Source organism: Fontimonas sp. FW305-C-3, assembly GCF_058783185.1.
This window is the reverse complement of record NZ_JBYSYK010000004.1, coordinates 471,922-496,852: the sequence shown is the minus strand read 5'-3', so window position 1 is coordinate 496,852 and position 24,931 is coordinate 471,922. Positions and strand designations below refer to the sequence as shown.

21 protein-coding genes and 1 pseudogene are annotated in these 24,931 nt (G+C 65.2%); all 22 read right to left on the bottom strand.

Going from position 1 to position 24,931, the window contains the following annotated elements; genetic code table 11:
• Positions 1 to 171: 171 nt before the first annotated feature.
• The 22 genes and pseudogenes from AC3WUF_RS17605 to AC3WUF_RS17500 all read right to left on the bottom strand — a co-directional run bounded on the left by AC3WUF_RS17605 (position 172) and on the right by AC3WUF_RS17500 (position 24,931).
• On the bottom strand, positions 172 to 2,730 hold the full coding sequence (locus tag AC3WUF_RS17605) for a CaiB/BaiF CoA transferase family protein (RefSeq protein WP_492428003.1): 2,559 nt from the start codon (positions 2,728 to 2,730) through the stop codon (positions 172 to 174).
• 19 nt (positions 2,731 to 2,749) lie between these two features.
• Positions 2,750 to 3,850: an amidohydrolase family protein gene (locus AC3WUF_RS17600; RefSeq protein WP_492428001.1), complete on the bottom strand. Its 1,101-nt coding sequence runs from the start codon at positions 3,848 to 3,850 to the stop codon at positions 2,750 to 2,752.
• A 166-nt stretch (positions 3,851 to 4,016) separates the two neighbouring features.
• Positions 4,017 to 6,587 (bottom strand): efflux RND transporter permease subunit, encoded by a 2,571-nt coding sequence (locus AC3WUF_RS17595; RefSeq protein ID WP_492427999.1) that lies wholly within the window; start codon positions 6,585 to 6,587, stop codon positions 4,017 to 4,019.
• Positions 6,584 to 7,768, bottom strand: a complete 1,185-nt coding sequence (locus tag AC3WUF_RS17590; RefSeq protein WP_492427997.1) for a WD40/YVTN/BNR-like repeat-containing protein — start codon at positions 7,766 to 7,768, stop codon at positions 6,584 to 6,586. Before AC3WUF_RS17590 ends, AC3WUF_RS17595 begins: the two co-directional genes overlap by 4 nt.
• Positions 7,769 to 7,868: 100 nt before the next feature.
• Positions 7,869 to 9,077, bottom strand: coding sequence for an acetyl-CoA C-acyltransferase (locus AC3WUF_RS17585; RefSeq protein ID WP_492427995.1), 1,209 nt, complete (start codon positions 9,075 to 9,077; stop codon positions 7,869 to 7,871).
• Positions 9,078 to 9,180: 103 nt separating this feature from the next.
• The gene (locus AC3WUF_RS17580; protein ID WP_492427993.1) at positions 9,181 to 9,636 is read right to left on the bottom strand and encodes a MaoC family dehydratase; all 456 of its coding nucleotides are present in this window, start codon (positions 9,634 to 9,636) and stop codon (positions 9,181 to 9,183) included.
• Positions 9,637 to 9,646: 10 nt separating this feature from the next.
• Positions 9,647 to 10,441, bottom strand: coding sequence for an SDR family oxidoreductase (locus tag AC3WUF_RS17575; protein WP_492427991.1), 795 nt, complete (start codon positions 10,439 to 10,441; stop codon positions 9,647 to 9,649).
• 224 nt (positions 10,442 to 10,665) lie between these two features.
• Positions 10,666 to 11,877, bottom strand: coding sequence for an acyl-CoA dehydrogenase family protein (locus tag AC3WUF_RS17570; RefSeq protein ID WP_492428431.1), 1,212 nt, complete (start codon positions 11,875 to 11,877; stop codon positions 10,666 to 10,668).
• A 9-nt stretch (positions 11,878 to 11,886) separates the two neighbouring features.
• A pseudogene (locus AC3WUF_RS17565) lies at positions 11,887 to 12,963 on the bottom strand (acyl-CoA dehydrogenase family protein); the annotation flags it as partial.
• A 64-nt stretch (positions 12,964 to 13,027) separates the two neighbouring features.
• On the bottom strand, positions 13,028 to 13,420 hold the full coding sequence (locus AC3WUF_RS17560; RefSeq protein ID WP_492427989.1) for an MAPEG family protein: 393 nt from the start codon (positions 13,418 to 13,420) through the stop codon (positions 13,028 to 13,030).
• 45 nt (positions 13,421 to 13,465) lie between these two features.
• A complete protein-coding gene (locus AC3WUF_RS17555; protein ID WP_492427987.1) occupies positions 13,466 to 14,617 on the bottom strand; it encodes a tetratricopeptide repeat protein in 1,152 nt (383 codons plus the stop codon).
• 80 nt (positions 14,618 to 14,697) lie between these two features.
• On the bottom strand, positions 14,698 to 15,129 hold the full coding sequence (locus tag AC3WUF_RS17550; RefSeq protein ID WP_492427985.1) for an acyl-CoA thioesterase: 432 nt from the start codon (positions 15,127 to 15,129) through the stop codon (positions 14,698 to 14,700).
• Between the two features lie 66 nt (positions 15,130 to 15,195).
• Positions 15,196 to 16,077 (bottom strand): SDR family oxidoreductase, encoded by an 882-nt coding sequence (locus AC3WUF_RS17545; RefSeq protein ID WP_492427983.1) that lies wholly within the window; start codon positions 16,075 to 16,077, stop codon positions 15,196 to 15,198.
• A 136-nt stretch (positions 16,078 to 16,213) separates the two neighbouring features.
• Positions 16,214 to 17,362 carry an acetyl-CoA C-acetyltransferase gene (locus tag AC3WUF_RS17540; protein ID WP_492427981.1) on the bottom strand — a complete coding sequence of 383 codons (1,149 nt, stop codon included), beginning with the start codon at positions 17,360 to 17,362 and terminating at the stop codon, positions 16,214 to 16,216.
• Positions 17,363 to 17,414: 52 nt separating this feature from the next.
• Positions 17,415 to 18,473, bottom strand: coding sequence for an acyl-CoA dehydrogenase family protein (locus AC3WUF_RS17535; protein WP_492427979.1), 1,059 nt, complete (start codon positions 18,471 to 18,473; stop codon positions 17,415 to 17,417).
• 10 nt (positions 18,474 to 18,483) lie between these two features.
• Positions 18,484 to 19,650 carry an acyl-CoA dehydrogenase family protein gene (locus AC3WUF_RS17530; RefSeq protein ID WP_492427977.1) on the bottom strand — a complete coding sequence of 389 codons (1,167 nt, stop codon included), beginning with the start codon at positions 19,648 to 19,650 and terminating at the stop codon, positions 18,484 to 18,486.
• Positions 19,651 to 19,658: 8 nt separating this feature from the next.
• Positions 19,659 to 20,411: an enoyl-CoA hydratase family protein gene (locus AC3WUF_RS17525; protein ID WP_492427975.1), complete on the bottom strand. Its 753-nt coding sequence runs from the start codon at positions 20,409 to 20,411 to the stop codon at positions 19,659 to 19,661.
• Positions 20,408 to 21,499 carry an NAD(P)H-dependent flavin oxidoreductase gene (locus tag AC3WUF_RS17520; RefSeq protein ID WP_492427973.1) on the bottom strand — a complete coding sequence of 364 codons (1,092 nt, stop codon included), beginning with the start codon at positions 21,497 to 21,499 and terminating at the stop codon, positions 20,408 to 20,410. Before AC3WUF_RS17520 ends, AC3WUF_RS17525 begins: the two co-directional genes overlap by 4 nt.
• A complete protein-coding gene (locus AC3WUF_RS17515) occupies positions 21,492 to 22,367 on the bottom strand; it encodes an enoyl-CoA hydratase (protein ID WP_492427971.1) in 876 nt (291 codons plus the stop codon). The genes AC3WUF_RS17520 and AC3WUF_RS17515 overlap by 8 nt, the downstream gene beginning before the upstream one ends.
• A complete protein-coding gene (locus tag AC3WUF_RS17510) occupies positions 22,364 to 23,551 on the bottom strand; it encodes a lipid-transfer protein (protein ID WP_492427969.1) in 1,188 nt (395 codons plus the stop codon). Before AC3WUF_RS17510 ends, AC3WUF_RS17515 begins: the two co-directional genes overlap by 4 nt.
• A 166-nt stretch (positions 23,552 to 23,717) precedes the next feature.
• Positions 23,718 to 24,134, bottom strand: coding sequence for a Zn-ribbon domain-containing OB-fold protein (locus AC3WUF_RS17505; protein WP_492427967.1), 417 nt, complete (start codon positions 24,132 to 24,134; stop codon positions 23,718 to 23,720).
• A complete protein-coding gene (locus tag AC3WUF_RS17500) occupies positions 24,131 to 24,931 on the bottom strand; it encodes a CoA-transferase subunit beta (protein ID WP_492427965.1) in 801 nt (266 codons plus the stop codon). The genes AC3WUF_RS17505 and AC3WUF_RS17500 overlap by 4 nt, the downstream gene beginning before the upstream one ends.

The following is a 24,931-nucleotide window of genomic DNA, read 5'->3' as shown; positions in this document are numbered from 1 at the left end:
GAGATGGAGTCCACAGCTTGCCGCCGCAACGCTCAGTGGGAACTCCGGTTCTTGCGGACAAACTCGACGGGTGGCCAACAAGGCTGCGAAGTGGCGGCCCGCCCAACGACGAGGCGAAACGCGAACGCCCCGCACTGGGCGGGGCGTTTGCGTTGGACAAGCAGCGCAGATTTACTTCTTCGATTCCTGCGCCAGCATGCCCGCCATACCCTGCTTCGGCGCTTCGCCCGCCGCCGGTGCAGCCGGACGCGGTGGCATGCGCGGCATGCCGGCGAAGCCGATCGCGAACTGCTCTTCCATGGTCTTTACCTGTTCTTCGGTGTAGCCCATGTCGGCGAGGATCGTCTTGGTGTGCTCGCCGACCAGCAGCGGCCGGCCCTGGATCACGCCCGGCGTATCCGACAAATCGACGAGCAGGCCGATCTGGTCGAGCTTGCCGACGACCGGGTGCGGATAGCTCACAACCCACTTGCGCTTCTGGAACTCGGCGTTGTCGTGGAGCTTGCGCGAGAACTCTTCGTCGACAATTTCGACCGGCACGCCGGCCGCATCGAGTTCGGCGAACCACTCCGCCGCGCTCTTGGTCTGCAGACGTCCGGCGATGAACGACGCGAGCTGCTTGTCGTTCTTGGTGCGCGCTTCAAAGGTCGCGAAGTGTTCGTCGATCGTCAGGCGCGGCGCGCGCAGGACGGTGAACAGTTCGTCCCAGTGCGACTGCTCGACGAGGACGAAGCACAGCCAGCGGCCGTCCTTCGCGGGGTAGATGCGATGGCCGGGCGAGTAGCCGACCTGGTCGCCGCCGATGCGCGGGCGCTCGAAGCTCTTGCCGTCCGGTGTCGCCACCGCGTAGCTGGTGTTGAGCAGCGCGGCGTTGATGATCGACGTGTCGACGAACTGGCCTTCGCCGGTGCGGTCGCGGTGGTAGATCGCGTTGATGATTGCGGTCGCCGACAGGAAACCATTTCCCGTATCACCGAAGCTCGTGAAGCTCCACAGCGGACGGCCGACTTCGCCGTGCTCGCCCGGACGCGCCATGCCGCCGTCCTCGAACTGGATGCCGGACAGGCAGGCGCCGGTCTGGTCGTTGCCCGGCAGGCCGGCGCGCACGCCGCGCTCGAAGCCGCGCGAGTGGGCGTAGATCAGCTTGGGGTTGAGCTTCTTCAGCGATTCGTAATCGATCTTCAGGCGCTCGGCGGCGTCGTAGCGCATGTTGTGCTGCACGACGTCGGCCTTGGCGACGAGATCGAGCAGGATCTTCATCGCACGCGGGTCCTTGAGGTTCAGCGTGATCGACTGCTTGCCGCGGTTCGCCATGTAGGCGATGTGCACGCGATGCCAGAACAGATCGAACAGGCCGTTGACCTTGATGACCGTCGCGCCCAGATCGCTGAGCAGCTGCGTACCGAACGGACCGGCGATCGCGAGGCCCAGGTCGAGCACGACGATGCCTTCGAGCGGCGCTTTGATCTTCTTGCCGCTCGCAGCCGTTGCAGCCTTGGCCTCGGCGATGATCTTCGCCGCTTCCGCCTTCACTTCAGCGGTGTTCGCACCGACAGCGACCGGCGCGTGGCCGGGCTTGCCCTGCGTGAGGCTCATGTTGAACGCGTTGCCAACGGTGCGGATCGTGCCGAGTTCGCTGTCCTTCACTTCGGTGACGCAGCCGTCTTCGAGGAAGGCCGGATCGGCGAGCGATTCTTCGATGCTGCGCACCGGCTGCATCGTCATCTCGGCGGTCACCGCGGCGTCGATCCAGTCCTTGACCGGGAATTTCGCGACGGCTTCGGCGAGGATCGGCTGGTAGTGCGACATCACGAGGATTTCTTCCGGGCCCGTGCCGAAGCGATCCGGATCGTTCTGCACCGTGAGGTCCGGCGAGGCATTCAGCGTGTCGCCTTCGGCGGCTTGCAGGATGAAGCGCGGGTTCGGCACCCAGTTGTGCAGCCAGTGTCCGTCCTTCGCCTGGAAGTGGCCCTTGGGCGAACGGTTGCCGAGAATCCAGGTGTCGAATCCCGGCGCGTCGATCTTCTCGGCGCGCTGCCAGACACCGGCGGCGCCCGCGAGGGCGCCCTGCAGCAGCGAGGCTTCGACCCACTGTCCCTTGCCGGTCAGCTCACGCGCACGCAGCGCAGCGGCAATGCCCATCGACGCGGTGAAGAACGCACCGAGGCTCGGCCAGTGCGAGGCGACGAACAGCGGGCCTTCACGATCAGCACCCTGCACCCAGTCGTTCGGGATTTCGAGATCCGGATACGGGTCCGGCTCGCCGTTCATGTGATTGAGCGCGCCTTCCGCCCAGCCGCGCTGTTCGAACATCAGGCCGGTGCGCGCCTGCACGAGCGCGTCGTAGGCCGGACGGTTGCTCAGCTCATTGTCGCGACCGTAGCCGGTGATCGAGCAATAGACCAAGCGCGGATTGAGCTTCGACAGCGTCGCGAAATCGATACCGAGCTTGGTCGTCGTGCCCGGCGCATACGATTCGACGAGCACGTCGGCAACGCTGGCGAGCGCGAGGAAAGCCTTCTTGTCGTCGGCATTCTTCAGATCGAGGATCGCGCTCTTCTTGCCGCGCTGCCAGACCTTGTAGCCGAGCTGGTTGCGGAACGGATCGCCGCCCGGCGGTTCGATCTTGGTGACCTGCGCGCCGTTGTCGGCGAGCAGCATCGTCGCCATCGGACCGGCGATGCCCCAGGTCAGGTCGAGAACTTTGAGATCTTTGAAAACAGCAGCCATTTGAAACTCCGTAGATAAATCAGCCGAGACCAAAGGTCCGCAGCGCGTTGCCGGAAGTGATTTTCATGCGATCGGCGGCCGGAATGCCGGCCTCCTTGAACTGCGACACCACCTGCTTGCGCGAGTTCGGCCAGCAGGTCGCCGGATGCGGAAAGTCGGTCGACCAGTACAGGCAGTCGGGACCAAAGTAGTCGTAGCAGGCCTTGAGGCCGGTCGGCTCGTACATGAACGTCGCGCCGCACTGCTTCTTGAAGGTTTCCGACGGCGGCTGCTTCACGCCGGGGAACTGGTAGTGCTGGTGCATGCGCGGATCGAGCAGCGTCTCGAAGAACCACGGCAGCCAGCCCAGGCCCGGCTCGACGAACAGCACCTTCATCTTCGGGTACTTCTCCAGCGTGCCGGTCAGAATCCACATGCAGATCGACTCGGCGAGCGGCGCCCACGGCAGCGCGGTGAAGATGCCCTTCTGCGGCGTCGGATCGCGGCGGAAGACGTCCCACAGCTCTTTCTTCAGATCGAGATGATTGAGGATCGTCAGGCCGGTTTCCTCGATCAGCGACCACAGTGGCGCATAGCGCTCGTGATAGAAATCCGGCAGGTCGAGATCCGACGGGAACGGCGTCAGCTGCACGCAGCGCGCCTTCTTGTCGCGTGCGAGGCGCTCGACTTCCTTCATCGCGAAATCGATGTCGTACAGCGGCAGCTGATACGCCGTCATCAGGCGCACCGGATCATGCGCGGCGAAATCGGCCATCGCGTTGTTGTAGCCCTGGAAGACTTCCTTCCAGTCGTTGCCCATCAGGTTCGGGTTGATGATCTTGGCGCCGGCCAGCTCGGGAAAGATCACCTCGGCATAAACGCCGTCGAGGTCCATGGCTTTCAACTTGCCTTCCGGATTGAAATGCCCCGGGTCCTTGGACGCTTCCGGATCGACGAAGTCTTCCAGCTCCAGCTGCTTCTGCCCGCCGCGCAGCACCTTCGCCGCATAGACCTCGGCCTTGGCATTGGCCTCGTCCCAGACCGCGTGCATATCCTTGCGCAGCCGCGCTTTCACCCATTCGTCGGTGAAATGGACATGCGAGTCCACGGATACCAGCTTTTCGGTGGCCAGCTCGCTCATGACAGGGCTCCTCGAATCTTTTTTAGTCTGCCGACCTTAGGCGGCAGACTGGCGTGGCGCCTGCTTCAAATGGGTGAGTTTGTGAAAGGGCTTCGGGAACTCGGCGTCGGCCCCATGAAAAAGGGCGCCTCGCGGCGCCCTTTTACTCCCTGACGCTCCCCAGAACTCAGGCCGCGGACTGCTTGCGGAAGAACCAGGCACCGAGCGCCGGCAACAGGCAGATGGCGCCGAGCATGTTGACGAGGAACATGAAGGCCAGCAGCAGACCCATGTCGGCCTGCAGCTTGAGGGCCGACAGGGTCCAGGTGCCGACGCCGATCGCCATCGTGATCGCGGTGAACACCGCGGCACTGCCGCGTTCGCGCATTGCCGCCTCGAAGGCTTCGGCGAAGCTCGCCCCGCGATCGCGCATCTCGTGCTGAATCTGCTCGAACAGGTAGATGCCGTAGTCGACACCGACGCCGACGCCGAGCGCTACGACCGGCAGGGTCGCAACCTTGAGACCGATGCCAAGCAGCGCCATCAGCGCGTTGCAGGCGATCGACACCAGCGCCAGCGGCACCAGCACGCACAGCGTCGCCTTGAACGAGCGGAACGTGATCAGGCACAGCAGCGCCAGGGCGCCGAAGATCGCCAGCAGCATCGTCTCCTCGGCCTGGGCAACGGCTTCGTTGGTCGCCGCCATGACGCCGACGTTGCCGGTCGCCAGACGCAGGTTCACGCCCGGCGTCGGATTGTCGGCGATGAAGCGCTTGATCTCGCTGACCACGTGCGCCACGGTCGTGCCGTCGTGGTTGTTGGTGAAGATCATCACCTGGATCGCCTTGCAGCCGTCGTTGTTGAGGCCGAGGTTCGGATCGAAAGCCTTGGAACCGGTCGACAGCCCGGTCTGCGAACGCGGCAGCGCGCGGTAGCGCGGATTGCCTTCGTTGAATGCCGAGATCACCAGCTTGCCGATGCCGGCGACACTGGTCACCGAGCGCACGCCTTCGACGCCGCGCAGGTACAGCTCGAAGCGATCGATCAGGCCGGTGACTTCATAGTGCAGGCAGGAGTCGCCCTGGAAATCCTTGGCCTCGGCGATCACGGTCAAGAGATCCGTGCCGATGTCGTAATTGCTGCCGATGACGTCGTTGTCGAGGTTGTAGCGCGAGTCGGGACGCAGTTCCGGCACGCCGCGGCCGAGATCGCCGATCACCATGTCGCGTGACAGGATCGTCGCGCCGAGCAGCAGCACGAGGCTGATCGCGAACACGCCCAGCGCCGGCTTCGGCTCCGCGCACTTGGCAATCAGCTTGAAGACGCCGCCGAATGGACCGCTGCCCATCTGCTTCTTGGTCGCGTGATGGCGCTTGCAGCTTTCCTCGAGTGCCACGCGCGTCAGGATGATCGGCAGGATCATCTTGTTGGTGATGATCATCAGCAGCACGCCGATGCACGCCGTGATGCCGAGTTCATGGACGATCGGAATGTCGATGAACATGATCACCGCGAAGCCGAGCGCGTTGGTCAGCAGCGCGACGGCGCCGGGAATGAACAGCTTGCGGAACGCCGAGTGCGCGGCCTGCACCGAATCGGCACCGTGAACGACCTCGTGGCGCCAGGCGCTGGTCATCTGCACTGCATGCGAGACGCCGATCGAGAAGATCAGGAACGGCACCAGGATCGACATCGGGTCGACACCAAAGCCAATCAGCGGCAGCGTGCCGAGCAGCCACAGCACCGGCAGCAGCGCAACGACCAGCGCGACGACGGTCAGGCGCACCGAGCGCGAGTAGTAGTACAGCAGCACCAGCGTGATCAGGAACGCGAGGCCGAAGAACGCGAAGACGCCGAGCAGGCCCTTGATCACGTCGCCGAGCAGGCGCGCGAAGCCGATGATGTTGACCTCGATGTCGGCGCTGTACTCGGGGTTATCGACCACTTCGATGTCGACATCGCCGCCGGCTACCGTGACGACCTGCGCCGAATCCGAGCCCTCGGCCTTGACCTTGGTCTTGAAGGTCTGCATCGCCTGCATCAGGCCGTGATCGACATAGCCCTCCGCAACGACATCGCCGGCTTTCAATGGCGCCTGGTCGGCCTTGAGCTTGTAGACGTACTTCTTCGGATTCTCGAAGCGCCCGCGAATCTCCTCCAGGCGGTTCTGCACTTCCCAGTAGTCGACGCGCTGCTCTTCCTGCGGCTTGTCCGGGTCGTAGTCGAGCAGGTTCGCGCGGATCAGCGCGGACTTGCCATTGTTGGCGACCAGCAGGCCGATCTGGCCCGACAGCTTGACGTTGTGGCGGACGCGGTCGAGCTCTTCCTGCTGGTTCGAGAACTTCGCCGGCACGACCGGCTCGCCCTTGAAGCCATCTTCGGTGATCTCGATGAAGTAGGTGCTCGGCGTGAAGATCGACGACACCGCGGTGCGATTGATGCCGGGGATGAAGAACACTTCATCGGTGGCCTTGCGCATCGCATCCATGAAGACCGGATTGTAGATGTCGCCCTCGCCCTTCCAGCGCAGGTTAACGAGCACCATGTTCGCGCCCGAGAAGTCCTTCATGTAGGACATCATCGTCTGCATGTACGGGTGCTTGATCGGGATCAGCTTGAGGAATCCCGGATCGAGGCGGATGCTCGTCGCGCTCCACGCGAAGAACAGCGTCATGGCGATGAACAGCGCCGACAGCGGCTTGCGCCAGCCGAGCAGGATCTCGGAGCTGCGATTGACGAAACGTTCCATGCCGCTCATGAAGCGTCTCCGGTGGCATTGGCGGCAACGGGCGCAATGACGAGCACGCCGCCGTCACCGGCGGTGAGCCAGCTGCCGGACGGCAGCTCGATCAGGTCGGCAAGGCCGTTGCGGGACAGTTCCGCGGCGACCGTGAACGTTGCGCCGTCGTCGGCCGAGCGCAGCACGGTGTTGCCGGCACCGGCCAGCACGGCGTTGCCTTTCGTATCGACGGTGCCGCCGAACAGCGAGTTCTCCAGCGGCACGGTCGATTTCTGCCAGCTTTCGCCCAGATCGGTGCTGCGGAACACATTGCCGCGCATGCCGAAGGCGATCAGCGTCTTCGACGGCAGCGACAGCACGCCGAAGAACGAACCGCCGTAGACCTCGGGCAGGCGCTTCCAGGTCTGGCCCTTGTCGGCGGACTTCAGCAGCAGGCCGCGTTCACCGACGAGGATCAGTGAACCGTCGGCGGCCTGCGTCATCGCGTTGAGGTGGCCGGCACCGCCGACCGCATCGCCGTCGAAGTTGGCGAACGGATCTTCGCCGGCATTGGCGAACGGATCGGCAAACGGATCCGCGTTCGGATCGACCGGCGGCGCTGTGGCTTCGCCAGCACCCTGGCCAGCGCTTCCAGCGGCAGTCTCACCGGCAATGTTCAGCTCGATCTTCTGCCAGGTCTGGCCCTGGTCGTCGGAAGCCATCAGCAGGCCGAACGCGCCGTAGGCGTAGTAGCGGCCATCGAACGGACCGGCAATGCCGAGCAGCGGATCGCTCTCGGCAGCGAAGGCGGCTTCCTTCCAGGTCTTGCCGCCGTCGGTGCTGCGCAGGATCCAGCCGTCATGGCCGACGGCGATCGCCAGATCGGCCTGCGGGAATACAAGATGGGTCAGCGTCGAGCCGCGCTGATTTTCGACCGTCGCGCCGGTCCAGGGACCCTCGGCAGCGTTCGCCAGCAGAATCTGGCCCTGCTCGCCGACGACGACAAATTGCGTGCCCTGCTGGGCCACGCCGTTGGCGAGTACCCGCGTCGCGGAAACCTGCGTCGCCGGAAACTCCGGCTGCGAGCGCGGCGAAAATGCATAGACCGCCGAGCCGATCACGAGGACCGCCACCAGCAGCGAAGGCCAGCCATCGAGCACCGAGGTCGATGTGGCCGAATTCCCCGCCCCCGCCGTCGTGGTGTTTCCCTTGTTGTTCATTCTTCTTCTCCTCTCTTGCTGGCGCGCCCGATCTGTCGCCGGACTGCGGTGAATCCGCGGCGCTGAAGGCGCCGTCGGAAGAATGTGACGGGTCAGTGCCTCAGCCGAGATTGACCTCGAACAGGCCAGCCGCACCCATGCCGCCGCCGATGCACATCGTGACGACGACATAGCGCACGCCGCGACGGCGGCCTTCGATCAGTGCGTGCATCACCATGCGCGCACCGGACATGCCGAACGGATGGCCGATCGCAATCGCGCCGCCATCGACGTTGAGACGGTCATGCGGAATGCCGAGCTTGTCGGCGCAGTAGATCACCTGTACCGCGAACGCTTCGTTGAGCTCCCACAGGCCGATGTCTTCCATCTTCAGCCCGGTCTGCTTGAGCAGCTTGGGAATCGCGAACACCGGGCCGATGCCCATCTCGTCCGGCTTGCAGCCGGCAACGGCGCAACCGCGGTAATAACCCAGTGGCTTGATGCCGCGCGCCTTGGCCTGGCCGGCGTTCATCAGCGTGACGACGGCGGCGCCATCCGACAGCTGCGAGGCATTGCCGGCAGTGATGTGCTGGCCCTGCTTCACGAAAGCACCGTCCTTCCAGACCGGCTTGAGCGAGGCCAGGCTCTCCAGCGTCGTGCCGCGGCGGTTGCCTTCGTCGAGCTCCAGCGTGACGCTCTGCTTCTCGGTCGGATTGCCTTCCTTGTCGAACAGCTGCTTGTCGACCGTGAGCGGAACGATCTCGTCCTTGTAGCGGCCGGCCGCCTGCGCAACCTCGGTACGGCGCTGGCTCTCGACCGAATATTCGTCCTGACGCGCCCGCGAAATGCCGTAACGCTCGGCGACGATCTCGGCGGTCTCGATCATCTGGATGTACGCGGTCGGCTGCGCCGCGAGCACCGCCTGCGAGATGAAGCGGTAGCTGTTCTTGTGCTTGTTCTGCACCAGCGAGATCGATTCCAGACCGCCGGCGACGACGACGTTCTGCTCGCCGGCCATGATGTTCTTGGCGCCGATCGCGATGCTCATCAGACCCGACGAGCACTGGCGGTCGAGCGTCATGCCGGACACGGTATCCGGCAGACCGCCGGTATACGCACACAGCCGGCCGAGGTTGTAGGCCTGGGTGCCCTGCTGCGCGGCGCAGCCGAGGATGACGTCATCGACCTCCGCCGGATCGACCCCGGCGCGGGCAACCGCCGCGCGCACCACATGTCCCCCGAGCACCGGCGCCTCGGTATCGTTGAACGCGCCACGGAAAGCTTTGCCGATTGCAGTGCGTGCAACGGACACGATGGCGGCTTCGTTCATGCTGGCTCCGGTTCTGATGCTGGGACGGGGACCGGCGCGCACGGCGACCGGGTCTCCCCTAATTCCTGGCTAGGCTAGCCCCTGGTGCGGCGCAGCACTTCATTCAAAAGTAGTAGCGCGACACCGTATCGGCCACACAGGCCGGCTTGGCCTCGCCCTCGATCTCCACCGTAACCCGGATGACCGCCTGCACGCCGCCATCCTTGGTCGCCTCGGCGGCCACCAGCTGGCCCACACCGCGGACGCGGCTGTTGACCTTCACCGGCGACGGAAAGCGCACCTTGTCGCAGCCGTAGTTGACGCCCATCTTGATCCGCGCGTCGATGATCTGCGGCAGGAAGTCAGAGATCAGCGACAGCGTCAGGTAGCCGTGGGCGATGGGGGCGCCGAACGGCCCTTCCTTGGCCTTGACCGGATCGACATGGATCCACTGATGATCGTTGGTCGCATCGGCGAACTGGTTGATGCGCTCCTGCTCGATCTTCAGCCAGTTGCTGGTGCCGAGCTGCTGGCCGACGGCGGCGACGATCTGTTCGACGGATGTGAAAACCTGGCTCATCGTGGGCTCTCTATGCGTGTTGTGAAGATGCGGAGAGCGTCTCTCCGACGAGGTACGAAGCGTAGTCCGACGCCAGGAAGACCATGATGTTGGCAATCTCCCAGGCTTCGGCACCACGGCCGAAAGCCTCGCGTGCGGCCAGCTCCTTGAGCAGCGCTTCCGGCGCGCTCTTGCGCAGGTGATCGTGGAACACGATCGACGGCGACACCGCGTTGATGCGCACGCCGAAGTCCGCAGCCTCCAGCGCGCTGCAGCGCGTCAGCGCCATCACGCCGGCCTTGGCCGCCGCGTAATGCGCCTGTTCCTTCTGCGCGCGCCAGCCGAGCACCGATGCGTTGTTGACGATTGCGCCGCGCCCGCGCGGCTGCATCTTTCTGAGCATCGCGCGGGTCATGCGGAAGGTGCCGGTCAGCGTCACGTCGAGCACCTTCTGCCACTCGTCGTCGGTCATGTCGACGACGCGCTTGCTGCCGCCGAGACCGGCGTTGTTGATCAGCACGTCGACGCCACCGAGCTGGTTTTCGGCCGCGTCGATCAGCGCCTGCACATCGGCCTCGACCGCGACGTTGCCGACCTGGCCGAACACCTGCGCCTGCGGAAATTCCTTCGCCAGCGTTTCGGCGGCCTCGGCGGTGCGGCGCGGATGAATGTCCGACAGCATCAGCGCCCGCGCGCCTTCCTCAAGGCAGCGCTTGGCCGCGGCGAAACCAATGCCGCCACCGGCAGCGGCGGTGATCAGGACCGATTTGCCCTTGAGCAAGCCGTGGGCAGGCACATACGGCGGCGCGGCGGTGGGTGAACTCATACGCGGATCATCCTTCGGATTCGATGAGCGCAGAGTGTCACGAAATCAGGGGTTTGTGACTTCGCCCGGAAAGACTAGGGCTGCAACTCCCGCCCCTGGGGACATCGTAGGCTGGGATGCAATCCCAGCACACTGCCGGCTGACGGGCTCTGCTGCTGGGATTCGCTACGCTTCATCCCAGCCTACGGCGTCAGCCCTCATTCCGCGAGAGACGGGAAGGGCCGTCAGGCCGGCCTTACTTCCCTCGGCATCCCCAATCCACGTTCCGCGATCAGGTTCAGCTGGATCTCGTTCGTCCCCGCATAGATCGTGTCGGCACGCGAGAAGAAGAACAGCTGCTGCAGCGGGCGGATAGCGTCGTCTTCGGACATCACATCGCCTTCGGCACCGAGCACGTCCATCGCCAGCTTGCCGAGGTCGCGATGCCAGTTGGACCAGTAGTACTTGTAGATCAGCGCCTCGCGGCGCAGGCCGGCATCGGCACTGTCGGCCAGCATGCGCACGGCGTTGTAGCGCATCACACGCAAGCCGCACCAGGCCTGCGCGATGCGCGCGCGAATGGCGCTGTCCCTGATCGCGCCGTTGCGTGCTGCCGCGGCGATGACCAGATCGAGTTCATGGGTGAAATGCATCTGCTGGCCGAGCGTCGAGACGCCACGCTCGGACTCAAGCAGACCCATCGCGACCTTCCAGCCGTCGCCGGGCGCCCCGACGATGTGATCCGCCGCCGCGACGGCACCGTCGAAGAACACTTCATTGAACTCGGACCCGCCGCCAAGCTGGCGAATCGGCCGAATCTCGATACCCGGCTGATCCAGCGGCAGCAACAGGAAGGCCAAGCCCTTGTTGCCCTTCGAGCCGGGCTCGCAGCGCGCGAGCACGAAGATCCATTCCGACTCGTGCGCCAGCGAGGTCCAGATCTTCTGCCCCTGCACGCGCCAGCTGCCGTCGGCCTCTTGCCAGCAACGGGTCTGCACATTGGCCAGATCGGAACCGGCGCCGGGCTCGGAATAGCCCTGCGCCCAATACTCCTGACCGGCAACGATCTGCGGCAGGAAGCGTTGCTGCTGCTGTGCGCTGCCGAAGCGGATCAGCGCCGGACCGATCAGGCCTTCGCCGATATGACCCATGCGCCCGGGCCCGCCGGCGCGTGCGTACTCCTCGTGGAAGATCACCTGCTGGGCGATCGACAGACCGCGCCCGCCATGCGCCTGCGGCCAGCCGACGCAGGTCCAGCCGCCGGCCGCGAGCTCGCGCTCCCAGTCCTTGCGCAGCGCCGGATCGGCCTCTTCATCGCCGGGGCCGCCGCGATGCTTGATCGCTGCGTAGCGACCGGTCAGGTGTTGCTGCATCCAGCCGGCAATCTCGGCACGGAAAGCCCGGTCCGCCGGATCGGCATCGGGTGTTGTTGCCTTCGCCTCGTTTCCGCCGACCAGTGCGGTGGCCAGTTGTTCGCGCAGCGCATCGGCATTGCCGAGCCAGTGGCTCGAAGCCTGCGCGCGCTTGAAGTACAGCTGCGGATCGTATTCCCAGGTGAAGCCCACGCCGCCATGCAGCTGGATCGCTTCCTGCGCACAGTAGAAGAAGGTTTCGGCGGCAAGCACACGCGCCGCGGCGCATTCCATGACCAGCGCTGCATCGTCGCCAGCGCCGGCCGCCGTCGCTGCGGCGCCGGCGACCATCGAGCGCAGCGCTTCGATGCGCACCATCATCTCGGCGCAACGATGCTTGACCGCCTGGAAGCCGGCGACCGCGCGACCGAACTGTTTGCGCGTCGCGGTGTAGGCCACCGTCAGATCGAGGCACTGCTGGGCGCCACCGAGCTGCTCGGCGGCGAGGTAGAGCTGCGACAGCGCGAAAGCGCGCAGCCATCCGGCCTGAGCCGACGCGGGGTCATCGACACGGATGGCAGCGTCGACCTTCTTCAGCGATACGCGGCCAAAGCGCCGCGTCGCATCCCAGGTCTGCGCCGGCGTCACCGTGACGCCGCCAGCATCGCTCGGCACCGCGAACAGACCTTGGCGGCCTTCGGCAACGGTGGCGGCAATCAGCAACCATGGCGCCGACGCCGCATCCACCAGCAAGCCGGCATCGCCATCGAGCTGGCCGGCAGCATCGGCCTGCACCGACGACGGCGCCGCGCTCAGCGATACCGCCATGCGCAGATTGCCAGCGGCGATCTCCGGCAGAAACCGCGCCTGCGCGGCTTGATTGCCGAGCTGCTGCAGCCAGCTGGCGGCCACGCAGACCGTGGCAAAGAACGGTGCGCACAACAGGTGACGCCCGGCCTGCTCCTGAATCAGCGCCAGTTCAACCGGCCCCAGGCCCATACCGCCATGCGCTTCGTCGATCGCGATACCGCACCAGCCGAGCTCGGAGCCCAGGCGCTGCCAGACCGCTTCGTCGTAACCCAGCGGCGACTCCATCGCCTTGCGCACGGCCGCGCTCGCGCTGACATCGCCGAGAAAGCTCTCGGCGGCGTCGCGGATCATGATCTGGTCTTCGGTCAGGCTGAGATTCATGCCGGCATTATTCCGGCACGTCTCTCTGGAGGCTTCATCCGTTGGGAGTAACGCCGCCGCGCAGCTATTTGAACAGCTGCAACAGGATCAGGATTTCACCGGCAGTCCCGGCAAAGAACGCCAGTGTGCGCAGATACACCAGGCCGCTGGCGTAGATCAGCGTGTGGGCGATACGCGCATAGAAGAACAGCGAAGCGCCGAGCGCGGTCATCTCATTGGCCTTGCCGGCAACATGGGCAACGAGCACAAGGATCGCGAACAGCGCGAGGTTCTCGGTCAGGTTCTGGTGGGCACGCACGGTGCGCTCCACCCACGGTGCGGCCGGCAACGGCGTCTCGCGATTGCCGAAGGCCCAGCCGATGCCGCCCGGCACCTGGAAGCGCCCTACCGCGTAAATCATCGGGATCAAGGCGCCCCAGAAACCGGTTGCCACCAGCATCCACAGATCAGTCGTCATCGCGATTCCCCCTGTTGTCCTGCCGTCGTTCCGAGCTGAAATCCTTCAATGCACTTCAAGCGTCCTGAGATGCTCGAGCTTGGAGGCGTAGATCGCGCGCTGGCTGCGACTGCCGCTGTTGCGCATTGCCAGTGTCAGATGCTCCCGCGCTTCCGGCACTTCGCCTTGCTTCAGCTCCGCGAGCGCGATGGCGAAGTGCAGCTCGTGATCGTAGGGGATGCGCTTGAGCTCCTTGCGGAACAGGGCGAGCGCCGCATTGGCGTCATCTGCGGCAAGCGCATCCTTACCGCGGTCAAGGAAGAAGAACGGCGGATACTGCTCAAGGGTCGCAAGGCGCTGCCTGACCCCATCGGCGTCGCTGTCGCGCCCCGCCAGCGTCAAGACCTTGACCAGGTTTGTCAGCATCTGCGGATTGGCCGGCTCGCGTGCAAGCGCCACATCCAGCACCCGTTCTGCCGCGCGGAGTTCGCCCTTGCGCAGGTAGATGACCGCGAGGGTGTTGTAGGCGCTGAGATAGCGTGGATCACGCCGCATCGCCGCACGAACGAACCAATACGCAGCGTCGAGATGACCGGACACCATCAGCTCGGCGGCACGGTTGTTGAGAAACATCGCGACGATCGTGTTCTCGTCGATAGGGCGTGCGTGCGAAACCGTCTTGCGCGCGTCTTCTACAAAATCGATGACCATCTCGCGCTCGAAGGCCGCGACACCGAAGCCATCCAGACGTGGATGCGTATCGAGCACCAGATTGACGTGCCCGCTGAGAAACGCCGTGCCTTCACTGCGGCTCCAGGTCTCAAAGCCGGAGATGCTCTGATAGGTGGTCGGCAGCTCGAGCTCGCGGGCCAGGGCGCCAGTCAGCACCACCAGGGACAAGCAGTTCCCGGCGCGGGCTTCGAAGGCCTGCTGGGCAGTGCGCGTGACCGCAGTGTCGTAGTCGAGCTTGAGATCGTTGTGGACGATGTCGTAGAGCGCGAAGGCCGGACTGCGATTCCCGCGCAGACGGCGACCGACTGCTTCCTTCAGGTACTCGCGCATCTCCGGCGTCAGCGCGAAGATCTCGTCGGCATCCGGCACTTCGACTCGGGCCGGGAATTGCCGGTCGACAAACAGGCGCTCGGCATCGACAACCGGCGCCGTCGTCGCGCAGGCAGTCAGGCCCAAGGCAGCAAGCAGAATCAGTCCGCGCTTCATGGCATCCCCTCCAGCGGCGCTATCGGCCTACTGTACGCCTGCGCCCTTGCCGCCGGAAGCGGCCCCGATCGGGCCTGGATTCAAGCCAGGAAAGGGCTCAGCGCCGCGCGCTCTTCATCGTTGAGGGCGACCTTCTGGCGGGTCTGCGCGTCGATGCGGACGACGACCGTCAGCGCCGTGGCGTGGCAGGTCTCGCCGCTGAAGATGCCCAGCCCGACCGTGAACGAGCTGCCGCCGACGCTGAGCACGCGCAGGCCGACGCGGATGTCGGCCGGGTAGTTCAGCTCCTGCAGGTAATTGATCTCCAGCCGGATCACCACGCCCTGCCGGCGCGACTGCATATCCCACAGGCCGGTGTGACGCAGAAACGCCGCACGGCAGCTCTCTGCGTAGGTGCAGTAGGCCTTGTTGTTGACGTGACCGATCAGGTCGAGGTCAGCAAAGCGCACACGCTCATCGACCCAATAGCGGTAGCTGTCCTGCTGCGTTGCGCTGAGATCGGTTTCTGCCATCAGAACTTTGAGCCTGAGAGGGGTAAATCCCCGCTTTCGCGGGGATGCATGGCCCCTTCGCGAAGCTCAGGTGCCATACACCTTCTGCGCCGGCGGTTCCGTTGCGATCAGGCCTTCGATGACCTCGGTCAGATCGGCCGGATTCCAGCGCGCCTTGTTGTCGCGGATCGTGCCGGTCTTCCAGCCGTTGCCGATCGACACCTTGCCGCCCTCGACCTCGAACACCTTGCCAGTCGCCTTCGCCGACAGCGGGCTGCACAGCCAGACGACCAGCGGCGCGACGTTCTCGGGTGCGTAGTAGTCGAAGCTGCCGTCTTCCGGCTTCTTCATCAACGCGCCGAACGGGCCTTCGGTCATGCCGGTGCGCGCCGCCGGGGCGAGCGCGTTGGCGGTGATGCCGTAGCGGCCGAGCTCGGCGGCCTGCACCAGTGTCAGCGAGGCAATGCCGCCTTTCGCCGCGACGTAGTTGCTCTGGCCAACGCTGCCCTGCAGGCCGGCGCCGGAGCTGGTGTTGATGATGCGCGCATCGACTTTCTGGCCGCTCGCCTTGACCTGATCGCGCCAGCGCTGCACCAGCTTGCTGGCGATGCAGAAATGGCCCTTGAGGTGAACCTTGATGACGAGGTCCCATTCGTCCTCGCTCATCGACGCGAACATGCGGTCGCGGACAACGCCGGCATTGTTGACGACGCCATGCACGTCGCCGAACGCCGCGACGCCGGCGTTGATGATGCCGTCGGCGCCGGCCATCGAGGTGATGTCGCCGACTCCGGCGACGGCCTTGCCACCGGCGGCCCTGATCTCGGCGACGACGGCATCGGCCGCCGCGCTGTTGATGTCGTTGACGACGACGTTCGCGCCTTCGGCGGCGAGCGCCAGCGCGTAGGTGCGGCCGAGGCCGGCTCCCGAGCCGGTGACGATGATCGTGCGGTTGTCGCAGATACCCATGACACTCTCCCTAATTTGGTCCTCCCTCTCCCGCCTGCGGGAGAGGGACCGAGGGAGAGGGCGCTTGCGCAGCAAGCATCGGCGCTGTGCGCCGCCCTCTCCCTAACCCTCTCCCAGAGGGAGAGGGAATTGCTGACTACAGCCGCTCGATGATCGTCACGTTGGCGACGCCGCCGCCTTCGCACATCGTCTGCAGGCCGTAGCGGCCCTTGGTGCGCTCCAGCTCGTGCAGCAGCGTCGTCATCAGCTTGGTGCCGGTCGCGCCCAGCGGATGCGACAACGCGATCGCGCCGCCGTTGACGTTGGTCTTCTCGTGCGGATAACCGGTTTCCTTGAGCCAGGACAGCGCGACCGGCGCAAAGGCTTCGTTGATCTCGACCAGATCGATGTCCGACATCTTCATGCCGGTCTTCTTCATCGCGTAGGCCGTGGCCGGAATCGGCGCGGTCAGCATGAAGATCGGATCGTCCGAATACACGCTGATGTGATGGATGCGCGCACGCGGCGTGAGGTTGTACCGCTTCAGGGCTTTCTCGGAGACGATCAGCACGGCCGACGACGCGTCGCCGGTCTGGCTCGATACACCGGCAGTGATCGTGCCGCCCGGCGCGAGCGGTTCGAGCGCGGCCATCTGTTCCAGCGTCGAATCGCGCACCGTCTCGTCGACCTTCAGGCCGTTGCATTCGATGATCTCGCGATCAAAGCGGCCTTCCTTCTGCGCGACGCGCGCGCGGCGGTGGCTCTCCAGCGCGAACTTCTCCATGTCCAGGCGCGAGATGTTCCACTTGTCGGCGATCATCTGTGCGCCGACGAACTGCGAGACCGGCTGCGTACCGAAACGCTCGACCCAGCCCTTGGAGCCGGAGAACGGATCGGAGAACCCCAGCGGCTTGGCGCAGACCATCGCCGAGCCGATCGGGATCTGCGTCATCGTCTGCACGCCGCCAGCGATGACGACGTCCTGCGTACCCGACATCACCGCCTGCGCGGCGAAATGCACAGCCTGCTGCGAGGAACCGCACTGGCGATCGATCGTCACCCCCGGCACATGCAGCGGCAGCCCGGCGGCGAGCCAGCTGGTGCGCGCGATGTTGCCGGCCAGCGGGCCGATGGCGTCGAGGCAGCCGAAGATCACGTCGTCATAGTCTTCCGCCGGAATCGCATTGCGGCCGACGAGCGTCTTGAGCGCGTGCGCGCCGAGATCGGCGCCGTGGATCTGCGAAAGACTGCCCTTGCGCTTGCCGGTCGGGGTGCGCAGCGCGTCTACGATGAATGCTTCTGCCATGTCTTTATTTCCGTTGGTGATTCTTTGAGCGTTCGGGAAGGCGAAGTTTACTTCACGCGAAGGTTTCACCCGGACCCAGGCTTGCGCCTTCGGTCAACAGGTACTGCGCGACACGCGTCTTGTGAAACAGGCTGTCACCCCAGGTTGCGTTGAGCACCCAGGCGCGCTTCATGAACATCTGCAGGTCGGCTTCCCAGGTGTAACCCATCGCGCCGTGCGCCTGCGTGCTCTTGCGCGCGGCAAGCAGGGCCGCTTCGCCGGTCAGCAGGCGCGCCTGCGATACGTAGACCGAGGCCTTGGCGTCGCCATGCGCGAGCGCATAGGCGGCGCGATGCACGACCGGTTCGGCGAACTCGATCTTCACCGCGACATCGGCCATGTGGTGCTTGACCGCCTGGAACGACCCGACCGGCTTGCCGAACTGCTTGCGCTGCGCGGCATGGTCGACGCCGAGGTCGAGCATGCGCTGCGCGAGGCCGAGCAGCTGCGCGCTGATCGCCAGGCCGGCGCGATCGACAACCGCCGCGGAGAGACGCTTGCCGATCTGCGCCTTGCAGATGCGCGTGGCGTCGGTCGGCGTCCAGTTCACCTTGTACAGCCGGCGCGACTGGTCGATGCTCTCGTTGGCCTGCAGCGTGACCTGATCCGGCGTCAGCGCGTGCAGTTCGTCTTCGTGGAACAGGAACAGCAGGTTCGCGTTCTTGGCGTCGGCAACCATCGGATTGATCGGGTGACCGACCGCGATGCGCGCCTCGCCCGACGCAATCTTCGGCAGCCACTCGCGCTTGAGCGTGACGTCGGCCGGCAGATGCGTCAGCAGATAGACCGCGAGATAAGCGGTGGCGGTCAGCGAATCCGGAATCGCGAAGTAGCCGAGCTCCTGCTGCACCAGCGCCCAATCGAGATCGCCGAGATTGATGCCGCCAAACTCCTCCGGCACCGACAGCGCGGTCAGGCCCTGGTCGGCGAGCTTCGCGCGCAGCGCCGCGGAACGGCCGCTCTGCGTGGTTTCCCAGATTTCGCGCAGCATCTCCGGCGCCGCTTCCACCATCAGGAACTTGCGGATCGCGTCGCGGAAAGCGAGCTGCTGGTCGTCGTAAGTGAAGTCCATTTCAGTGCCCTTACGCGCGAGGAAGGCCGAGCATGCGCTCGGCAATGATGTTGCGCTGGATCTCGTTGGTGCCGGCGTAGATCGGCCCGGCCTGCGCGAACAGGAAACCGTCGAGCCAGTTGCCGACGTCGCCGGCGTCCGGCGCATGCGGCATCAACTCGGCGCGCGCACCGAGGATCGCCATCGCTGTCTCGTGCATCAGCAGGTCCAGTTCCGACCAGAAGATCTTGTTGGTGCTCGCTTCGGCGCCGATGTGCCCGCCTTTGGCGAGCCGGCTCGCGGTGCGGTAGGTCGCCAGCGCATAGGCTTCGGCACCCATCCAGCTGCGCATGACCGCGTCGCGGATCGCCGGATCGGCATCGGCACGCTCGCGGTTCGCCATGTACAGGTCGACCAGCTGCTTCGCGGTCTGCTGGAAGCGCGCCGGCGAACGCAGCATCAGGCCGCGCTCGAAACCGGCGGTCGCCATCGCGATGTTCCAGCCGGCGCCCTCGTCGCCGAGGCGATTCTCGACCGGCACCTTCACATCGTCGAAGAAGATCTCGGCGAAGCCCGGCAGGCCGTTGAGCTGCTTGATCGGCCGGATCGTGATGCCCGGCGTTTTCAGCGGCAGCAGGATGAAAGTCAGGCCGTGATGACGCTGCGATTCCGGATCGCTGCGGAACAGGCCGAACAGCCAGTCGGCGTAGACCGCGCGCGTCGACCAGGTCTTCTGGCCATTGATGACGTAGTGGCCGTTCTGGCGGATTGCCTTGCAGCGGATCGCCGCCATGTCAGAACCGGCGCCCGGCTCGGACCAGCCTTGTGCCCAGGTGTCTTCGGCGGTCGCCATGCGCGGCAGGAAGCGCGCCTTCTGCTCCGGTGTACCGAACTCCATCAAGGTCGGCGCGAGCAGGAACACACCGTTCTGATTGACGCGCAGCGGTGCGCCGGCGCGCCAGTACTCTTCCTCGAAGATCAGCCATTCGATCAGGTCGCTGCCGCGACCGCCGAGATCCTTGGGCCAGGTCACGGCGCTGAAGCCCTTCTCGCTGAGCTTGCGTTCCCAGTGTCGGTGTGCCTCGAAACCTTCAGCGGTGTCGAAACTCTCGAGCGGCTGCTGCGGCACATTGGCCTTCAGCCACTCGCGGACTTCCTGGCGGAACTTGTTCTGTCGATCTGTGTATTCCAAACGCATGGCAGTCCTCAGAACTTGGCGTCGCGCTTCTCGACGAAGGCGCGGCGGGTTTCGGCGGAGTCTTTTTCCGAATACGCCTGCAAGGTGAAGCCCTGCTCCCAGCGATACTTGTCCTCGAGGTTGCCGTCCTCGATGCCGTTCAGCGATTCCTTCGCCAGCTTGATCATCGCCGGACTCTTCGCTGCGATCTTCACGGCGATTTCGAGCGCGGCGGCGCGCAGCTGATCCTTGGCAACGACCTTCTCGACCGCGCCGAGACGATGAGCTTCAGCAGCCGTGATCGGCTCGCCGGTGAAGTACATCATGCGCACCTTCTGCACCGGGAACAGGCGCTGCAGATGCGCGCCGCCACCCATCGCACCGCGGTCGACTTCCGGCACGCCGAAGGTCGCATCCTCGGACGCGACGACGATGTCCGCCGCGCCGGCGAGGCCGATGCCGCCGCCGAGCACGAAGCCATGCACCGCGACGATGACCGGCAGCGGATTGCGATGCACTGCCTTGAAGCTGCGGTAGTTGCCGGCGTTGACCGAGACGATCTTCTCCGGATGCTTGTCGAGTTCCTTGATGTCGACGCCGGCGCAGAAGCCGCGGCCTTCGGAACGCAGCACGATGACGTGCGCGCCCGGGTCCTTGCCGATGCGTTCGATCTCGTCGGCCAGCGCATGCCAACCCGCATCGTTCAGCGCATTGACCGGCGGCCGGTCGATCACCAGCTCGGCGATACCGTTGTGGATCGTCGTCGAGAATCCGTGACTCATGAGTTCTGCCCTGTGCGAAGTCGTTCCAGCGCCTGGATGCGCTGATCGGCTTCGGAAATGATTGAGGAGATGAGATCAGCCACGCTCGGCAGCGTCGTCAGCACCGACGCCACCTGGCCGCTCGGCAGCACGCCTTCGTCGGGCTTGCCTTCGACCATCGCGCGCTGGATCAGCACCGGTGCGTTCGCGGCCATCATCGTCTGGATCGCGCTATCGCCTTCCTTCAGCGCACCGAAGAAGGTCTTGATCATGTGCGCGATCGTCATGCCGGTATGCGCGCGCCAGGCCCAGGCGCTGTTCAGCGCGACGAACAGGCGGCGCAGCAAGCCGCCGCGTTCGAGCTTGAGCAGATACGGGTTGTCGATCATGCGCTGTGGCATGCCATCGACCGCCGTCGATGCGCGGATCTGCGCCGGATCGTTGACGGCGATGTACTTCGCGAGTGTCGCGCGCGGCACCGGCGACTCCTCGCTCATCAGGAAGCGCGTACCCATCGCGATGCCGGCAGCACCGTAGGCCAGCGCCGCCGCGAGACCGCGACCGTTGTGGAAACCACCAGCCGCGACGACCGGCACCTTCACGGCTTCGAGCACCTGCGGCAGCAGCAGCGACGTCGGCACCGAGCCGGTGTGACCGCCGCCTTCCTGGCCCTGGATCGTGATGATGTCCGCGCCGAGTTCAACGGCTTTTTGGGCATGCTTCAGCGCGCCGACCGTCGGCATGCAGAGGATGCCGGCGTCCTTGAAACGCTTGATCGTCTTCGCATCCGGGCCACGGCCATAGGACACCGCACGAATGCGGTCCTTGTTCGCGATCACCGTGTCGATCACTTCGGCGGCGTTCGGCTGGAACATGTGGAAGTTGACGCCGAACTGCGCGTTCGTCGCCTTGCGCACCGCGGCGATCGCATCCTTGAGCTGCACGGTCGACATCGTTGCGGCGGCGAGGAAACCGAAGCCGCCGGCATTGCTGGTCGCTGCCACGAGCTTGGCGTCGGCGATCCAGCCCATCGCGGTCTGCACGATCGGGTAGCGGCAGCCGAGCAGCTGCGTCAGCGGTGTCTCGAAACGACGGTTGGTATCACTCATGGCTGGCGGACTTGTTGGCGGCGGCCATCGCTTTCGCGTCGAGGCCGGCAAGGTTGTTGCCAGTCATCAACTGGTTGTGCGCGTGCGCGAAGTGATGCCAGCCGAAGGCGCTGTCCATCGCCGCACGCTTGCCCTGCAAGTCTTCGACGTGATTCAGCGATTGCTTGACCAGCGCGAGCGCGAGACGCGGCTGCGCAGCAATGCGCGCGGCGATCGCATAGGTCTGCGCTTCCAGCTCGTCGCGCGCGACGACGCGGTTGACCATGCCCATCTGGTAGGCGCGCTCGGCGCTCATGCGCTCGCCGAGGAACAGGAATTCCTTGGCGATGCGCGGATTCAGCTCGTAGCCGTGCGCGAAATACTCGACACCCGGAATGCCCATCTTGACGACCGGATCGCTGAACCAGGCGTCGTCGCTCGCGACGATCAGGTCGCAGACCCAGGCGAGCATCAGGCCGCCGGCGATGCAGGCGCCCTGCACCATCGCGATCGTCGGCTTCGGCACGTCGCGCCAGCGACGGCACATGCCGAGATAGACCTCTTGCTCGCGCACCAGCTGCGCCTCGGCGCCGGGCTTGCCGACGTGGTCCGGCCACAGCATCTCGCGCTCGAAGGTCAGGTGCGCGTCGCGCTCTGGTGTGCCGATGTCGTGGCCGGCCGAGAAGTTCTTGCCGGTGCCGCGCAGCACGATGACCTTGACCGCATCGTCGTCGACCGCGCGCCGGAAGGCGGCGTCGAGCGCGTAGGTCATCTTCGAGTTCTGCGCGTTGTGATACTGCGGCCGATTCATCGTCAGCGTCGCAACGCCATCGCGCGCTTCGTAGATCACGACGTCTTCGCCCACCGCCAGTTTCTCCGCCGTGTTCATCGTTTGACGATCACCGAGGAGCCGTGGCCGAACAAACCCTGGTTGGCGGTGATGCCGACCCTGGCGTTGGCAACCTGACGCGCGCCCGCCTGGCCGCGCAGCTGCCAGGTCAGCTCGCAAACCTGAGCCAGCGCCTGTGCCGGCACAGCCTCGCCGAAACAGGCCAGGCCGCCGGAGGCATTGACCGGAATGCGGCCACCGACCTTGGTCGCGCCTTCGCGCACCAGCCTTGCACCCTCGCCGCGCGCACAGAGCTGGAGATCCTCGATCCAGTCGAGTTCCAGCGCCGTCGACAGGTCATAGACCTCGGCGAGGCTCATGTCCTTCGGGCCGATGCCGGCTTCTTCATAGGCCTTTTTCGGCAGCGCGGCGCGGAACGACTGTGGCGCGCAGGCAACCGCCGAATCGGTCGCGATGTCTGGCATCTCGACCAGTTCCGACGCGAAGCTCGGCGTCACGGTGGAAATGGCCGCAATGCGCGGTGCGTTGGCCTTGCCGAGCTTCTTCGCGTAATCGAGGCTGGAGACAATGATTGCCGCAGCGCCGTCGGACACCGCGCAGACATCCATCAGGCGCAGCGGATCGGCAAGCATCGCCGACGCCGCGACATCCGCCGCCGTGAACTTCTTGCGATAGCGCGCGTTGGGGTTCTCGAAGCCGTGCTCGGCGTTCTTGACCTTGACCAGCGCGAAGTCGTCCTGGGTGTCGCCGTACATTTCCATGCGGCGCCGCGCATACAGCGCGAAGTAGGTCGGGTTGGTGATGCCGAGGCGGAAACGCACCCAATCCGGATCGTCCGGACGATCGCCGGGCGCCGGCTTCAGAAAACCTTTCGGCGTGGTGTCGGAGCCGATGACCAGCGCCACTTCGCATTCGCCGGAAAGAATCTTCGAGCGCGCGGCGGCGAGCGCCTGCGAACCCGACGCACAGGCGGCATACGAAGTGTTGACCTGCGCGCCCTGCCAGCCGAGCGCCTGCGCGAACGTCGCGCCGGCAACCTGGCCCGGATAGCCGTTGCGGATCGTCGCGGCGCCGGAGACGAAGCGCACATCGCGCCAGTTCACACCGGAGTCCTTCAGCGCGTCGCGCGCGGCCTTCACACCGTAATCGACGAAGCTCTTGCCCCACTTGCCCCAGGGATGCATGCCGACGCCGAGGATCGCGATGTCGCGGTTCGTGCTCATGCGCTAGCACCTGCGGACATCACAAAGGCCCGTTCGTCTCGAGTGCGCGCGCAGCGCGTGTATCGAGAGACCAGAGCTGCGGATTCAGTCGCGCGTCTCGATACACCGCGCTGACGCGCGGCACTCGACGTGAACGGTGAGTTGGAGACCAGGAAGAAAACAAAACTCATGCTGCCACCCGCCACTTCCACGTCAGCTTCCCGTCATCCAGCGGCTCCAGCACCAGCTCCATCGCGGTACCAGCCTTCAGTGCCTTCAGATCGGTGCCCTTCGCGAGCTGCCCAAGCACGATCATCTTTTCCTTCGCCAACTCGACCGCGCCGATCCCAAACGGCTGATACGGCTCGCTCGCGATGTACGGCTCGGGCGGCTGGTACGCGGCGTTGGTGAACGACCACAGCGTGCCGGTGCGCGACAGCGGCGCGTCCTCGAAGGACTCGCTCTCGCAATCCGGGTTGCGGCAGTAGCCGGTCTTCAGCTGCGGGAAGTAGTACGTCCCGCAACGCGTGCAGCGGTTGCCGAGCAGATGCGGCTGCTCGTCGAGCGTGAACCAGCCTTCGAGGACGGGAACCTTCGCGGTCATGCTTTCGCTCGAATTCCGGGCGGGTTGTCCTTCAGCTGCTTGCCGCGCATGTCTTTCGGATCGAGCTTGCGGATGATGGCCAGCTGCTCCGCGGTCGGATGCGCGGTCTCGCCCAGGTCCGGCGCCTTGAGCAGCGGGAAGCCGGTGGCGGCCTGCACCTGCTCGAACGTCACACCCGGATGCAGGCTGACGACGCGCACCGCATGGTCCGGCCCGCCGAAGTCCATCACGCAGAGGTCAGTGACGATCTGGTGGATGCCCATGTAATCGTTCTTGACGCCGGCCGGCCAGCGCTCCTTGCGGTAGCCGACCGAGCAGACCAGATCGACTTCCTTCTCGACGAACACGCGCGTGCCGTGGTTCGGCACGAAGAAGGAGTTGACGTGGTTGATGCTGTTGCCCGGGAAGCCGCGCAGGCCAAGCATCTGCCGCTTCGGCTTGGAGAATTCACCGATGCAGGAGATGTTCGCCTGACCCCAGCGGTCGACCTGCACCGGACCGACGAGCGCATGACGCTTGCCGCCCCAGACATTGTCGAACACGCGCGAGTACGGCATCCAGCCACCGTAGGTACGGCCTTCGTGATTCTTCGCGCCAATGACGACCGGCTCCTCGACGAGATAAGCCTCGCCGTCGGTGATCATCAGGCCCGGGCTGTGCGTGAGCTTGGCGAGCCCCTGGGCGAGGCGCGGAATGATGCCGATGCCGGTCGCGAGCACTTCGCCTTCCTGGGCCCAGACATCGGCGCAGGCGCAGATCAGCAGTTCGGCAAGCGTGAATTCAGTGGTGGTCGTCAT

Bases quoted from the DNA above. Each gene is read 5' to 3' on its own strand.
- AC3WUF_RS17520 (WP_492427973.1), bottom strand. From the start codon at position 21,499: ATGAGTGATACCAACCGTCGTTTCGAGACACCGCTGACGCAGCTGCTC.
- AC3WUF_RS17530 (WP_492427977.1), bottom strand. From the start codon at position 19,650: ATGCGTTTGGAATACACAGATCGACAGAACAAGTTCCGCCAGGAAGTC.
- AC3WUF_RS17560 (WP_492427989.1), bottom strand. From the start codon at position 13,420: ATGACGACTGATCTGTGGATGCTGGTGGCAACCGGTTTCTGGGGCGCC.
- AC3WUF_RS17545 (WP_492427983.1), bottom strand. From the start codon at position 16,077: ATGGGTATCTGCGACAACCGCACGATCATCGTCACCGGCTCGGGAGCC.
- AC3WUF_RS17580 (WP_492427993.1), bottom strand. From the start codon at position 9,636: ATGAGCCAGGTTTTCACATCCGTCGAACAGATCGTCGCCGCCGTCGGC.
- AC3WUF_RS17595 (WP_492427999.1), bottom strand. From the start codon at position 6,587: ATGAGCGGCATGGAACGTTTCGTCAATCGCAGCTCCGAGATCCTGCTC.
- AC3WUF_RS17505 (WP_492427967.1), bottom strand. From the start codon at position 24,134: ATGACCGCGAAGGTTCCCGTCCTCGAAGGCTGGTTCACGCTCGACGAG.
- AC3WUF_RS17575 (WP_492427991.1), bottom strand. From the start codon at position 10,441: ATGAGTTCACCCACCGCCGCGCCGCCGTATGTGCCTGCCCACGGCTTG.
- AC3WUF_RS17550 (WP_492427985.1), bottom strand. From the start codon at position 15,129: ATGGCAGAAACCGATCTCAGCGCAACGCAGCAGGACAGCTACCGCTAT.
- AC3WUF_RS17510 (WP_492427969.1), bottom strand. From the start codon at position 23,551: ATGAGCACGAACCGCGACATCGCGATCCTCGGCGTCGGCATGCATCCC.
- AC3WUF_RS17525 (WP_492427975.1), bottom strand. From the start codon at position 20,411: ATGAGTCACGGATTCTCGACGACGATCCACAACGGTATCGCCGAGCTG.
- AC3WUF_RS17585 (WP_492427995.1), bottom strand. From the start codon at position 9,077: ATGAACGAAGCCGCCATCGTGTCCGTTGCACGCACTGCAATCGGCAAA.
- AC3WUF_RS17540 (WP_492427981.1), bottom strand. From the start codon at position 17,362: ATGGCAGAAGCATTCATCGTAGACGCGCTGCGCACCCCGACCGGCAAG.
- AC3WUF_RS17590 (WP_492427997.1), bottom strand. From the start codon at position 7,768: ATGAACAACAAGGGAAACACCACGACGGCGGGGGCGGGGAATTCGGCC.
- AC3WUF_RS17600 (WP_492428001.1), bottom strand. From the start codon at position 3,850: ATGAGCGAGCTGGCCACCGAAAAGCTGGTATCCGTGGACTCGCATGTC.
- AC3WUF_RS17515 (WP_492427971.1), bottom strand. From the start codon at position 22,367: ATGAACACGGCGGAGAAACTGGCGGTGGGCGAAGACGTCGTGATCTAC.
- AC3WUF_RS17605 (WP_492428003.1), bottom strand. From the start codon at position 2,730: ATGGCTGCTGTTTTCAAAGATCTCAAAGTTCTCGACCTGACCTGGGGC.
- AC3WUF_RS17535 (WP_492427979.1), bottom strand. From the start codon at position 18,473: ATGGACTTCACTTACGACGACCAGCAGCTCGCTTTCCGCGACGCGATC.
- AC3WUF_RS17555 (WP_492427987.1), bottom strand. From the start codon at position 14,617: ATGAAGCGCGGACTGATTCTGCTTGCTGCCTTGGGCCTGACTGCCTGC.
- AC3WUF_RS17500 (WP_492427965.1), bottom strand. From the start codon at position 24,931: ATGACGACCACCACTGAATTCACGCTTGCCGAACTGCTGATCTGCGCC.